Source organism: Micromonospora sp. CPCC 205561 (assembly GCF_036906775.1).
Classification (GTDB): Bacteria; Actinomycetota; Actinomycetes; order Mycobacteriales; family Micromonosporaceae; genus Micromonospora.
This window is the reverse complement of record NZ_JBAKHV010000141.1, coordinates 1-539: the sequence shown is the minus strand read 5'-3', so window position 1 is coordinate 539 and position 539 is coordinate 1. Positions and strand designations below refer to the sequence as shown.

Here is a 539-nt window from a genome sequence, read left to right as displayed (position 1 = left end):
GCGAGGACGACGCCCTTCGGCAGCCCCGTGGTCCCGCTGGTGTACATCTGCGCCAGCGGCGTGTCGGGGGTGACCTTGGTCAGCACGTTCGCGTCCGGCTGCGCCGCCACCCAGGCCGCGAAGCCGGCCCGGGGCGCGCCCGGGGCGTCCAGCGCGACCACCTGCCGCAGCGTCGGCAGCTCCGGCGCCAGCTTCTCGGCCACGGCGGCCGAGTCGGCGTCGACGAAGAGCAACGCGGCCCCGGAGTCACGCAGGATGTGCTCGACCTCGCCGGCCGCCAGCCGCCAGTTGACCGGCACCAGCACCACACCGGCCTTCGCCGCGCCGAAGAACAGGTCGTAGAAGTGCTCGCACTCCCTGCCCAGCCAGGCGACCCGGTCGCCGGGGCGCAGGCCCGCCGCCTGGAGACCGCGCGCGACCTGGTTGCTGACGCGGTGCAGGGTGGCGTAGTCGACGCGCCGGCCCTCGCAGATGATCGCGACGGCGTCCGGCTGCTGGGCCGCGTGCCGGCGCGCCACGTCGACGAGCGTGCGCAACTG

1 protein-coding gene is annotated in these 539 nt (G+C 75.3%); it reads right to left on the bottom strand.

What is annotated here, in order from left to right; genetic code table 11:
* On the bottom strand, positions 1-539 hold a 539-nt coding region (locus V6V16_RS27805; protein ID WP_334566919.1), incomplete at both ends, for an AMP-binding protein.